This window comes from Spirillospora sp. NPDC048824, assembly GCF_043198455.1.
Classification (GTDB): Bacteria; Actinomycetota; Actinomycetes; order Streptosporangiales; family Streptosporangiaceae; genus Spirillospora.
In genome coordinates this window covers 36,854-48,786 of record NZ_JBICUS010000001.1, presented here as the reverse complement: position 1 = coordinate 48,786, position 11,933 = coordinate 36,854, and the positions used below count along the sequence as shown (strand labels likewise).

The window sequence follows — 11,933 nt, the reverse complement described above, 5'->3', positions numbered from 1 at the left end:
GGTCCCCCCAACCGTCGCCGAGCCCTGATGTCGTGACCCAGGTCCGAAGGACACTCTAAGCGGGTTCGGCGGCGGCGGTGACCGCCGACCCCGCCTGGCCGTACATGGTCGCGCGGGGCCCGGCCTCGGCGAGCGCGTCGACGGCGGCGGCGAACCGCGTCATCGCGTCCGGCTGCTCGGGGCCCAGAAGGTAGTCCCTGAGATCGCGCCGCTCGCCGGCCAGCGGATCCCGGCCGGGCGTCGCCGCGACGGCGAGGATGTCGGGCAGTTCGGCGCAGGACGGGCCCAGCAGGTACGAGGCCGACGCCGACGGGAACTCGGCGCGGAAGACGGCCTCGTCCTTGCCCTCCGGGTTCGTGACCACGTACGGCTTGAGACTCGGCATGTAGTCGGAGATCACGCTGGAGATGTCGGTGATGAGCACGTCCGACTGGTTGAAGCACTCGTGCAGCGAGGCCTCCGCGCCGGTGACGACGCGGTGCGAGCCGCCGCCCTCGTTGGCCCGTTCGATCATCTTGATGATCCGCTGGTGCGCCGCCCCCGCGGACGCCAGCCGCGTCCCCGTGTACGGGTGCGGCCGGTAGATGACCTGGAGCCGCGATCCCCGTTCCAGGAGCGTGCCGATGATCTTCTCGCCCATCGGAAGCAGCGAGCTGTAGCTGTGGTCGCCGTCCCAGCCCTCCCAGGTCGGGGCGTACAGGAGGGTCGGCACCTGGTTGCCGGACGGCCCGGTGGCGACGCCTGCGAGCTGGGGCCGTCCCACCTCGACGATGGCCTCGTCGCGCACCCCCGCATCGGAGTTGCGGTAGCGGTCACGGCCGGCCGGACCGGCCACCCACACCTCGTCGAAGACTTTGCTCACCGGGTTGGAACTCGAATCCTTGTCGCTGTCCCCGTGGCCGATGAACACGTGCTTGATGTCCGGCTCGCGGAGCATGTGGAGGTTCTTGCCGGTGTTGCCGGTGTAGAGCGCCACCCGCACGCTCGACCAGTCGAAGTTCATGACGTCGTCGGCCCGCGTGATGCAGACGACCGGCAGCGGCGTGGCGGCGAGCGCGGCCAGGGCCTCCGGCGAGCGGACCAGGACCATCGCCTTGCGGTTCAGCCGCTCCAGCGCCTCCAGCCACATGTTGCCCTGGTACACGTTCACGGCCGTTCCGGTGAAGTACAGGATGACCTCGGGCTTGTAGGCGCGCACCCGCTTCCGCACATTGCGGCCCACCCTGTCGGCGTCCTGCAGAGCGCGCATCCGGCGCAACAGCCCGGTCTGCGCGGTCTGCGCGGCCAGCAGGGCCGCCCCCGTGACCAGCAGCCCGGTGATGAGCAGCGCGGGAAGGTCGACCAGCAACCCTGCGGTGCCGAGCAGGACGGGGAGGACGTCGGCCCGGCCTTCGAGGAGATCGACCAGCCGCGTCTGCCAGGCGGGCCCGGCCTTGGGGAACTCCGGTTCCCCCTTCCCCAGGTTCCGGGTGACGAAGGGGATCTTGCTGACCCGGCGGAGCGCGACCGACCCCGCCAGGACGGCGGTGCGCAGCCAGTCGAGGACGACGAACCCGACGGCGGCGGTGACGATCAGCGCGTCTCCGGTGTCACCGGCCCGGACGAGCAGCAGCACGAGCGCGGCCTGCCGGACGAGCATCCGCGCGCCCACGCCCATCTGGCCCCAGCGCAGCAGCCGCGCCGCGTCCGGTGTCAGCCGCTCGACGGCCGGCTCGGCGAGGTAGCAGGCGATCACCGCGCCGAGGAACCAGCCGGGGGATCCCGCCACGGCCGCCACCAGCAGCAGCACGAGCGTGATGGGCAGTAGCAGCACCGGTGAGAAGCGCGCGAGCTTCCGGAACCGGGAGACAAGTCGCCGCACGGGCGAACCTCCATCTGTTCAGCGCGGCCCTTGAGGGGCGTTGGGGGTAGGGCACCGGGGCACCCGCGGGCCGACGGGTGCGCAGGGGGATCAGCCGGATGTGCCGCCGGCGAGGGGGTCTTCGCGGCGCACGTCGATGACCTGCCCGGTGAGGTCGGAGAGCAGCACGCTCAGCGACGTCCGGGCCACCTGGTCGGCGCTGAGCAGGGTGTGCGGGGGTTCCTGCCCGAACGCCGCCGTCCGCATCGGGGTGCTCGTGCGCTCCGGGTTGATGCAGTTGATCCGGACCCCGTCGCCCGACCACTCGTCTGCGAGCGCCTGGGTCAGGTTGACCGTCGCCGCCTTCGCGGACGAGTACAGGCTGTAGTCGGCGCGGCCGCGGGTGTAGGAGCTGGACGTGTACAGCAGCAACTGGCCGCGGCTCTTCGCGAGGTAAGGGAACGCCGCGCGGGCGATGTGGATCGGCGCGAGGTAGTTGATCCGCAGCGCCTCCTCGATCGCCTCGGGGTCGATCGCGTCGAGCCGGCCGATCCGCAGGATGCCCGCGGTGTTGACGACGTGGTCGACGCGTCCGGTCGCCGAGTACGCCTGCGCCAGCGCGGCGGCGACGTCGTCGGGCCGCTCCACGTGCGTGCGGGTGGCTCCGCGGCTGTATCCGAAGACGCGGGCGCCGAAGCCCTGGGCGAGTTCGGCGACGGTGGCGCCGATGCCCTGGCTGGCGCCGAACACGACCACCGTCTTCCCGGCGAGCGCCTCGGCGAACTGGTCCTCGGTGAGGGTCGGCGTGTCCGTCGGGGCGAGCTGGAACAGCTTGTCCGCGATGAACATGTCGACCGGCTCGGTGACCTTCATGTTGTGCTCGTCACCGGGGACGACGTAGATCGGCGTGCCGGGCAGGTAGCGCAGCACCACCGAGCAGTCGTCGGTCGCCTCGAAGTTCTCGTCCTGCCACGCGTTCTCGTAGGCGGCGCGGATGACGGAGAGCCTGAACCCCTGCGGGGTCTGCCCGCGGCGCAGGCTCCCCCGGGGCGGAACGTCGACGATCACGTCCCCGTCGACCTGGATGATGGTGTCGGCGGACGGGATGGCGACGTCCACGGCACGGTGCTCGCGGAGGGCGGCCACGCAGTCGCGGATGATGCGCTGGGACAGCAGCGGCCGGACCGCGTCATGGAACAGCACGCTGGTCGTGTCGGCCGGGTGGTCGGCGAGCGCGTCCAGGGCCAGTTGCGTTGTCGCGTTACGGGAAGTCCCGCCGGGAAGGACCGCGGTGACCTTCTTGCAGCCGGCCTTCTCCACGCACTGCGCCGCGTCCTGCAGGAAGCCGGGGTTCATCAGAATGATGATCTCGTCGATGTCCGGGGCATCCTCGAAGACGCTCAGCGTGTGTTCGAGGATCGTCTTTCCGGCGATCTTGAGGAGCTGCTTGGGCGTGCTGAGCCCCATCCGCTGTCCGCTGCCACCCGCCAGAATGACGGCGACGGTGCGCTGTTCGCCCTGCTGTGCCATTGCCAACGCGTCCATCCTTTTCTCGATTGCAGCCCGAACGGCCACCTAGAGGGAAGGTGAGCAGTCACCGGTCGGATCTCCCAGCGGGGCGACACGGGGGCACTTAGGGCATCGGATCCAAACCGGGAGAATACTGCCGCTTTACTCTACCGCCTCCATCAGTTCACGTAGCGGTCTTACGATCTTCGGCCGCTTTCCGGTGTCCCCGCGTCGCGGGGAGCCGCCTGCCGGGCCGTCCCCGTCCGGGTGAACAGCGGTGCGAGGTTCGGTTCGACGGCCCAGCGGGTCACGAGGCGGACCGGGTGTGTGCTCAGCAGTGTGACGACCACGAAGCACACGACCACCACCGACAGCACGCCGGGGATGTGGTCGAACCAGCCGGATTCATGCCAGTTCTGGAATGTGAAGAGCCGGGTGAGGAACCCGTGCAGCAGATACCCGAACAGGGTCGCCATGCCGAGGTCGCTGTACCAGGTGCGGCGGGACGGAACGACGGCCAGGAACGCGGCGACGAGCACGAAGCCCGCGGCGAGCAGCGCCAACCGCATCATCGTGCCGGTGAGTTCGTCGACGCCCATGTCGCTGTTGGAATGGGTCCAGCGAACCCAGCGCACGTTCATCCGGTCGTAGGTGAGGTAGGCGATCGCGAACCCGGCGGCGAGGGTCACGGCGCCCAGGACGCGGACCGGGGGCCGACGGACGATCTCCAGCAGTTCGGGCCGGAGCGTGAGCCCGAGCACGTAGAACGGGACCAGCCCCAGAATCCGGTACAGGTCCAGACTGCTGCCGATGTCGGTCATGAACACGAGGAGGCTGATGAGCAGTGCCGTCGCCACCGGATACCGCAGCCGTCTCCACACCGGGGTGAGCAGCCGCCAGACGAACAACGCCAGCAGGAACCACGTCACGTAGTAGGGGTTGAGCAGGTCGACCTTGAACTCTCGGCCACCGACCTGCCAGGCGAACAGGCTGTAGGCGGCCTGGAATATGAGGTACGGGGCGAGCGTGGAGCCGACGAGCTTGACCGCCTTGTCGTCGGTGAGCGTGAACCTCTTCGAGAGATAGCCGCTGACCACGACGAACACCGGCATGTGGAACATGTAGAAGAAGTTGTAGAGCGCCGCCGCGAGCGGGACGTCCCTGAGGCTCGCCACGCCGTGCCCGGCGGCGACCAGCAGGATCGCCAGATACTTGGCGTTGTCCAGGTGGGGGTCGCGCCGCCGTGGGGCCGCGCCGCCCGGCGCCTGCCGTGTCTCGGTCTCGGGCGCACGCTCCGCAGAGCGTTCCACGATCGTTTCGCCGGCGACGGACGCCTCAGGTGTCTGTGTCATGGGCAATCTGATTCTGGGAGGGGCCCAAGGAGCATACCGGCCCAGAAACCCCAGATTCCCCCGTGTCGGCCACCCGGTGCGACGCCCGGCCGGATCGGCCGGCCGGGCGTTCGCTTGCGGATGGGTCAGGTCTCGGCGGCCGGGTCAGGGCAGATCGAGGCGGTCGGCCAGGGCGTCGAAGTGGGCGTCGCCGTCACCGAACGCCAGGGACGCCGCCATGGCGTGCTGCGAGAACAGGTGCAGATCGTGCTCCCGGGTGAAGCCGATGGCGCCGTGCACCTGGTGGCCGAGCGCGCACACGCGTTCGTACGCCTCGCTCACCCACGCCTTCGCCATCGACACCTCCTGCGCGGCGTCCCGGTTCACCGACAGCAGCCAGATGGCCTCGTAGGCAATGAACCGGGAACCGAGCACATCGATGGACATGTCGGCGCAGTGGTGCTGGACGGCCTGGAAGGACCCGACCGGGCGGCCGAACTGCTCCCGTTCCGTCGCGTACCCCACCGTCATGTCCAGGACGCGTTGTGCCGCACCCACCATCTCGGCGCAGGTGGCGGCCGCGCCGAACAGTGAGATCGCGTCGGCGGCGTCCGCGGTCATGGCGGATTCGGCCGGCACGCGGACATCCGACAGTTCGACATGGCAGGGGCGGTCCGCGCCGACCGTGCCCAGCGGCTGGAGCATCACGCCGGAGGACGAGGCGTCCACCCAGAACGCGCCGGCCGGGCGGGCCCCGGCTTCGCCGTCCGGCCGCGCCACCACGAGGATGTGCTCGGCCGAAGCGGCGTACGGGACGAACGTGGCGGTGCCGTTCAGGACGAAGCCGCCGCCGTCACGTGCGGCCGCCGGCCCGTCCCCGGGACGGTCCCAGGGCAGGGGCGCGGCGGTCACGATCCGGCCGTCCGCGATGGCGCCCAGCCACCGCTCCTTCTGCTCGGACGTGCCGAACCGGGCGACCGGCATGCCGCAGCACGCCACCGACGCCAGCAGCGGGCTCGGGACCTGCGCGTGGCCGAGCTGCTCGAACAGCAGGCAGACGTCGAGGAACTCGCCGCCGACGCCGCCGTGCTCCTCCGGGAAGGCGAGGCCCGTCCAGCCGAGTTCGACCATCTCCTTCCAGAGCGCGGCGGAGTAGCCGGCCGGGTCGCCGTCCATCGCCCGCGCCCCGGCCGTCGCGGCCCGTGACTCCAGGAGCTCGCGGGCGGTGCCGGCGATCAGCTCCTGGTCCTCGGTGAGGCTCAGGTCCATGGCGGCGGGATCTTGTCGGAGCGGACCCACACGCCCGGCCGTTCCTCCCAGAACAGCTGGACGAGGACGCCACCGGTGTGCTTCGGATGGATGAACGTGTCCCGCCACGCGGCGCCGTCGGTGCTGCCCTCGTTGTCGTCGAACGTCGGCGTGCCGTGGTGCTCGCACGCCGCCATCGCCGCGTCCCAGTCGGCGACCTCGAACGTCACGTGGTGCGCGGCGGGGCCGCTGCGGTTCAGGAACTTCTCGATGAACGAGTCCTCGCCGCGCGAGGTGATGACCTCCCAGCAGATCGTCGACCCGGGGATGTTCAGCACCAGGTCGGCCATGTCGGGATGCTCGTCGTCCGGCGTCCGCCACACCTGCACGAACCCGGCGAGGTCGTGGTACCAGCGGGCCAGTTCGTCGCGGTCGTGGAACGCCTGGCAGACGTGGTCGAGTCCCACGATGCCGAGGGACGGGCCATCGAGCGCAGCTCGTCCGTTGAATGGCGGTGGGTGGGGGCTGGAGGACGGTCCGTCCGGCTCAGTGACCTCCGTGGTGGAGTGCGCCGAGTCGCCGCACATGTCGAGGCCGCCGGGGCCGCGCAGGCGGAACAGGACGCCGGGGCCGTGCTCGGGCGGGGTCAGCGACGCCTCCAGCCATCGCCCCCGGACCCCGTCGGTCGGCTTGATGCCGCGTACTTCGAGTTCCGCGCGGACGGCCTCGAGGTCGGGTACCTCGGCGCCGACGTGGTGCAGGCCGGGACGCCCGTTGTGGTCGTCCAGCCAGGTCTGCAGTGCGGAGCCGTCGCCGGCGGGCGCCACCACCTCCCACGCCTGCCCCCCGCTGCCGGGGATCTCCAGCCGGGCGCCGCGTACGCCCTCGCCCGGGTTGTCCCAGCTCCGGACCCGCCGGAACCCGAACAGGCCCTCCAGCAGCCCGACCTGCGCGTCGAGGTCGGCCGCCACCTGCGCGACATGATCGATGCGGTAGATCTGCACGGGCTCTCCTAGCTCGGGTGGGGCTCGATCCAGTCGTAGCCGTAGGTGACCAGTTCCTTGACGAGCCGCAGGTTGTAGCGGTTCATCGCCGCGATCCGCTCGGCCAGCTCACCGACCCGCTTGTCGAACTCGTCCGCCGGGTACACGTCGTTGACCAGGCCGAGCTGCAGGGCCCGGTCGGCGCCGATGCGCGCGCCGGTGAACAGCAGCTCCTTCGCGCGGGCCTTGCCGATCCGCTCCGGCAGCCGCTTCACGCCTCCCCAGCCGGGCGCCGACCCGCCGAACTCGGGCTGGTCGGGGTCGCCGTCCTCGGTCATCTTCGGGCGGTACGGCGGACGCGCCGACAGGGTGATCTCGACGAGGCCCATCTTGGCGTTGTCGGAGGCGACGATGAAGTCCGCGGCGAGCGCCAGCTCCAGGCCGCCGCCGACGGCGTAGCCGTGCACGGCCGCGATCACCGGGACCGACGTCCGCTCCATCATCGCGAACGTCTTCTCCCCGAGCCGGCCCTGCTCGATCCGTTCACGCGGGGTCAGCTTCTCCGACCAGGCGAGGTCCATCCCGGCGCAGAACGCGCGCTCGCCCGCGCCGCGCAGCACGACCACGCAGACGTCCTCGTCGTCGTCGACGCGGGTGAAGATGTCGCGCAGTTCCGCCATCGTCGTCGGCGTCAGCGCGTTGAGCTTGTCCGGCCGGTTCAGGGTCAGCCAGGCGACTCTCTCCTCGATCCGCAGATCGACGGTCTCGTAGGCGTTCTCGTCGGGCATATGCGTTCGCTCCTCCTCGTTGGTCGGGCTGCGGGGCAGGGTGCTCAGCCGCGGGGCAGATGCAGGCCCCGGGTGGCGATGACGTTGCGCTGGATCTCGGTGGTGCCGCCGAGGAAGGTGGACGCCACCGAGTCCCTGCGCATGTGGGTGAACGCGGCGCCGAGGGGAGCCCCGTCACGCTCCCAGAGGGCGGCGGACCGTCCGAACGCCCGCGCGCCGGTCCGGGCGAGCCGCTGGTGCAGCTCGGCGCCGAAGAGCTGGTTGATGGACGCCTCAAAGTCGGGTTCCTCGCCCGCCGCCTGCCGCGACACCGTGTAGCGGGCCAGGTTGTACAGGACGCGGATCTCGGTCTGCCGGCGGGCGATCTCCTGGCGCAGCGCGGGGCTGGAGCGTCCGAACCGCGCGCCCTCCGGCGACCGCAGGTAGGCGACCAGCTCGGCGAGCGCCTGCTCGTACTTGATCGTCGCGCCGATCCCGGCCCGTTCGAAACCGAGCGCGGACATCGCGACGTACCAGCCGCGGTTCTCCTCGCCGACCCGGTCCGCCACCGGGACCCGGGCGCCCTCGAAGAAGATCTCGCAGAACGGCGCCGCGCCGCGCAGATCGGTGATGGGACGGATCGTCACACCCGGCGCATCCGCCTTGACCAGCAGGAACGTGATGCCCCGGTGCGGGCGCCCGGCATCGGGATCGGTGCGCACCAGGACGAACAGCCAGTCGGCGTACTGGCCGAGGGACGTCCACACCTTCTGGCCGTCGACCACGTACTCGTCACCGTCGCGGACGGCCCGCGCGCGCAGGGACGCCAGGTCGGAACCGGAGCCCGGTTCGGAGAATCCCTGCGCCCATGTCGCCTCGCCCTTCGCGATCGCGGGCAGATGCCTGGCCTTCTGCTCCTCCGTGCCGTGCACCAGCAGCGTCGGGCCGAGGAGGAACGCGCCGATGCCGTTCACGGTCGGCACCCGCGCCCGCATCATCTCCTCGTGCAGGATGAACTCCTCCAGCGGCGACAGCCCGGCGCCGCCGTACTCCCGCGGCCAGTGCGGCGTGATCCAGCCCCGCTCCGCCAGCGCGGCCGCCCATGCCCGCGCGCCCTCGCGGCGGGCCGGATCGTCGGCGACCCGGTCGACGGGCCAGTTGTAGCCCGCCACGTCCTCCGGCTCAAGGCTCTGCTCCTCGCCGCCCGCCGGGCGGTACGACGCGGGGAACCTCTCCTTGACAAAGGCCCGCGCCTCCTCGCGGAACGCGGCCTGCTCCGGTGTGTCGTCCCAGTTCACCGGCCGCCCGCCTCCCGGTCCCACGTCGTCTCGGTGATCCCGCTCTCGCCCTGCGCCCGCAGCTTGAACTTGGCGACCTTGTCGGTCGGCGTGCGCGGCAGCGCCTCCACGAACTCGACGTAGCGCGGCACCATCGACCGCGGCAGCCGCTCCTCGCAGTAGGCGATCAGCTCGGCCGGGTCCATGCCGGTGTCCGGCTGCACCACGATCGACACCTTGATGTCCTCGTCCTCCAGCTCCGAGGGCACGCCGATGGCGGCGCACTCCAGCACCGCCGGATGCTGGTTGATCTCGGTCTCCAGGTCGAAGGCCGAGATGTTCTCACCGCGCCGGCGGATGGCGTCCTTCATCCGGTCGAGGAAGAAGAAGTACCCGTCGTCATCGCGCCATACCCGGTCTCCGGTGTGGAACCACATGTTCCGGAAGCAATGGGTCGTCGCCTCCCAGTTCCCGTAGTAACCGGTCGTCAGCACGAACGGCTGCCTCGGCCGCAGCACCAGTTCACCCGGCTCCCCCGGGCCCACCTCCCGGTCGTACTCGTCCACCACCGCGACCTGGAACCGCTCCTCGTGCGCCTGCCCGCACGAGCCCGTCCGCCACTCCCCGTACGGGCTGCCGGTCGCGATGCCCGCCTCGGTGCTCGTGTACGTCTCCACCGACCGGACCCCGAAACGCTCCCGCATCGGCTCGTCCAGGTTCGACTTGCCCATGTAGAACGTCTCTAGCCGGTGGTCGCGGTCCCGCGACGTCGGCGGACGGTTCAGCAGGATCGGGATCATCGAGAACACGCTCATGCACACCTGCGCGTCGAAGCGGCGCACGTCGTCCCAGAACCTGGAGGCGCTGAACCGCTCGACGATCGCGATCGACCCGCCGCCCAGCAGCGCCGACAGCATCCCGTCCCACAGCGCCGCCGCGTGGAACAGCGGCAGCGGGCAGTAGATCGTCTTGCCCCACCGGTCGAGAAAGTCCAGCGAGTCGTAGGCGCAGGTCAGTGCCAGCGCGTGCGGGACCATCGCGCCCTTGGACGGCCCGGTCGTCCCCGACGTGTACATGATCGCCTGCATGTCGGCGAACCCGACCGGCACCTCGACGGGCCCGTCCCCGTCGTCCGGCAGGGCGGAAAGGTCCCGCGCGGGCTTCCCGAGCCTGTCGAGCAGCACGCCGTTCGCCGCCGCGTCGCGCACGACGACCCCGCCGAGCTTCGGCAGCCGGTCCGCGACGTCGACGAGCCGTTCCGCGTACGGGCCGTCGATGACCAGCCAGCCCGAATCCGAGCTGTCCAGCACGTGCCGCAGCAGCTCGCCCCGGTAGGCGATGTTGATCGGCACGGCGACCGCGCCCAGCCGCGCCAGCGCGAAGACCAGATGGACGAAGTCGGCGCAGTTGGGCAGCATCACGCCCACATGGTCGCCGCGCCCGATTCCGGCGCCCGACAGCGCGCGGGCCAGCCGGTCGGCGGTCGCGTCGACCTCGCCGTAGGTGATCTCGCCGTCCCGGAACTTGAGAAACGTCTGCCTTCGGTGAACCTGCGCCTGCGACCGGAGAACGTCTCCGAGGACGAAGCTCTCCAGCGTCTCCTTGCGCATCCGGACCTCCGCTGTCGCTGTGTGCGTCGTCGTAGGTGGCGTGCGTCGTCGGTGGGTGGCGGTGTTCGGGTGGAATGGAATCGGCCAGGAGTGATCCGCAACCGGACATTGCCTAAATTAGGGGAACACGAAACGCTATAACCGGCAAGACTGACCAAAAGGGAACAACACTGTTCTAGTGGTGATCTACTGGGACGGAAGCGACAAGTGTGACCAAGGCCACACTTCCCTCATTCCCCGATTTCGGTCGCCCACCCCACCATCCCGGTGACGCCCGTAACCCGTCCCCGCCCCGCTCCGGTCGCGGGCTTGAGCGGCATCCTCGATCGTGACCGGCCTGGGCGCCGGAGCGGGGTTCCACCGGGGACGGGCTCAGTTCCCCACGCCGAGGCCGGACATGAACGCGGGCGGGTAACGGTCGCCGCGGGCCGCGCCCGGCGGCACCGCCTCCTCGATCTCGGCCAGGTCGTCCGCGGTGAGGTCCACCTCCATCGCGGGCAGCGCCTCGGCCAGCCGCTCGCGGGTGCGGGCGCCGACCAGCGGCACGATGTCCTCGCCCTGTGCGGCCACCCAGGCGATGGCCAGCTGGGCGACGGTGACCCCCTTCGCCGCGGCGATCCGGCGCAGCGCGTCCACGAGGGCGAGGTTGTGCTCCACGTTCCCGGCCGAGAACCGCGGGCTGAAACCGCGGCCGTCGCCCGGGCCGGCGGTGCGGCCGGGGGCCCAGTGCCCGGAGATGAGGCCGCGGCTGAGGACGCCGTAGGCGGTCAGGCCGATGCCGAGCTCCCGCAGCGTCGGCAGGACCTCCGCCTCCACCGCCCGGGAGATCAGCGAGTACTCGATCTGCAGGTCGGCGATCGAGTGCACGGCGTGCGCCCGGCGGATCGTCGCGGCGTCGACCTCCGAGAGCCCGATGTGCCGCACGTGCCCGGCGTCCACCATCTCCTTGATCGCGCCGACCGTCTCCTCGATCGGTACCGCCGGGTCCAGCCGGGCGAGACGGTAGATGTCGACGTGGTCGGTGCCCAGCCGGGTCAGCGAGTAGGCCAGGAAGTTCTTCACCGCCTCGGGACGGCCGTCGATCCCGCTGAACTCGTGGCCCGGACCCCGCAGCATGCCGAACTTGACGCTCAGCCGGTAGCCGTCACGGTCCCGGCCGCGCAGCGCCTCGGCGAGCAGCGACTCGTTGTGGCCCATGCCGTAGAAGTCGCCGGTGTCGAACAGCGTGACGCCGGCCTCCAGCGCGGCGTGCACGGTGGCGATGCTCTCCGTGCGGTCGGCCGCGCCATAAGCGCCCGACATGCCCATCGCGCCCAGGCCCAGCGCGGAAACGGCCGGGCCGGTCTTGCCCAGCGTTCGTGTCTGCAT

At 70.7% G+C, this 11,933-nt stretch carries 9 protein-coding genes; all 9 read right to left on the bottom strand.

Translation table 11 applies throughout. The features are described 5' to 3' along the window. Positions 1 to 55: 55 nt before the first annotated feature. Entirely contained in the window at positions 56 to 1,861 is a 1,806-nt protein-coding gene (locus ACGFIS_RS00215; protein ID WP_392910146.1) for a CDP-glycerol glycerophosphotransferase family protein, read from the bottom strand. A 90-nt stretch (positions 1,862 to 1,951) separates the two neighbouring features. Further along, a complete protein-coding gene (locus ACGFIS_RS00210; protein ID WP_392969291.1) occupies positions 1,952 to 3,370 on the bottom strand; it encodes an SDR family NAD(P)-dependent oxidoreductase in 1,419 nt (472 codons plus the stop codon). Between the two features lie 176 nt (positions 3,371 to 3,546). After that, positions 3,547 to 4,701 carry an acyltransferase family protein gene (locus ACGFIS_RS00205; protein WP_392910142.1) on the bottom strand — a complete coding sequence of 385 codons (1,155 nt, stop codon included), beginning with the start codon at positions 4,699 to 4,701 and terminating at the stop codon, positions 3,547 to 3,549. A gap of 144 nt (positions 4,702 to 4,845) precedes the next feature. Further along, a complete protein-coding gene (locus ACGFIS_RS00200) occupies positions 4,846 to 5,949 on the bottom strand; it encodes an acyl-CoA dehydrogenase family protein (protein ID WP_392968700.1) in 1,104 nt (367 codons plus the stop codon). Further along, a complete protein-coding gene (locus ACGFIS_RS00195) occupies positions 5,940 to 6,932 on the bottom strand; it encodes a VOC family protein (protein ID WP_392968697.1) in 993 nt (330 codons plus the stop codon). Before ACGFIS_RS00195 ends, ACGFIS_RS00200 begins: the two co-directional genes overlap by 10 nt. A gap of 8 nt (positions 6,933 to 6,940) precedes the next feature. Beyond that, positions 6,941 to 7,699: an enoyl-CoA hydratase/isomerase family protein gene (locus ACGFIS_RS00190; RefSeq protein ID WP_392910136.1), complete on the bottom strand. Its 759-nt coding sequence runs from the start codon at positions 7,697 to 7,699 to the stop codon at positions 6,941 to 6,943. A gap of 44 nt (positions 7,700 to 7,743) precedes the next feature. Then, entirely contained in the window at positions 7,744 to 8,976 is a 1,233-nt protein-coding gene (locus tag ACGFIS_RS00185) for an acyl-CoA dehydrogenase family protein (protein ID WP_392910134.1), read from the bottom strand. Continuing rightward, on the bottom strand, positions 8,973 to 10,565 hold the full coding sequence (locus ACGFIS_RS00180) for an AMP-binding protein (protein WP_392910131.1): 1,593 nt from the start codon (positions 10,563 to 10,565) through the stop codon (positions 8,973 to 8,975). The genes ACGFIS_RS00185 and ACGFIS_RS00180 overlap by 4 nt, the downstream gene beginning before the upstream one ends. Before the next feature lie 372 nt (positions 10,566 to 10,937). Next, on the bottom strand, positions 10,938 to 11,933 hold the full coding sequence (locus ACGFIS_RS00175; RefSeq protein WP_392910129.1) for an aldo/keto reductase: 996 nt from the start codon (positions 11,931 to 11,933) through the stop codon (positions 10,938 to 10,940).

Bases quoted from the DNA above. Each gene is read 5' to 3' on its own strand.
- ACGFIS_RS00210 (WP_392969291.1), bottom strand. From the start codon at position 3,370: ATGGCACAGCAGGGCGAACAGCGCACCGTCGCCGTCATTCTGGCGGGT.
- ACGFIS_RS00200 (WP_392968700.1), bottom strand. From the start codon at position 5,949: ATGGACCTGAGCCTCACCGAGGACCAGGAGCTGATCGCCGGCACCGCC.
- ACGFIS_RS00205 (WP_392910142.1), bottom strand. From the start codon at position 4,701: ATGACACAGACACCTGAGGCGTCCGTCGCCGGCGAAACGATCGTGGAA.
- ACGFIS_RS00175 (WP_392910129.1), bottom strand. From the start codon at position 11,933: ATGCAGACACGAACGCTGGGCAAGACCGGCCCGGCCGTTTCCGCGCTG.
- ACGFIS_RS00180 (WP_392910131.1), bottom strand. From the start codon at position 10,565: ATGCGCAAGGAGACGCTGGAGAGCTTCGTCCTCGGAGACGTTCTCCGG.
- ACGFIS_RS00190 (WP_392910136.1), bottom strand. From the start codon at position 7,699: ATGCCCGACGAGAACGCCTACGAGACCGTCGATCTGCGGATCGAGGAG.